The organism is Sulfitobacter sp. 15WGC, from assembly GCF_005068605.1.
Lineage (GTDB): Bacteria > Pseudomonadota > Alphaproteobacteria > Rhodobacterales > Rhodobacteraceae > Sulfitobacter > Sulfitobacter faviae.
In genome coordinates, this window is the sequence record NZ_SZNL01000228.1 from 1 (window position 1) to 249 (window position 249).

The following is a 249-nucleotide window of genomic DNA, read 5'->3' on the forward strand; positions in this document are numbered from 1 at the left end:
CCAGCGGCTGGAAAACCTCATCCACCGGGGTTTCGGCAACGTGGTTGACGTAGTTGGAGATGGTTTTCTGCGCCATGCCGAGGATCACGTCCAGCACCGCGCGGTGACCATAGCCTGCGTCGAAAAACGCCTGCATCTGCGTGTCGGAAACGAAGCCGCGGTTGCGCACCATCTGCACGGTGAAGGTCCGCAGCGCTTCGAGTTTGGGCGTCGGCAGGGCCGTTTCATTGCGCAGCGCGTCACTGATCT

General features: G+C 61.4%; 1 pseudogene. It reads right to left on the bottom strand.

The features are described 5' to 3' along the window. Nucleotides 1-249, bottom strand: a pseudogene (locus FCK22_RS18655) (carboxymuconolactone decarboxylase family protein); the annotation flags it as partial.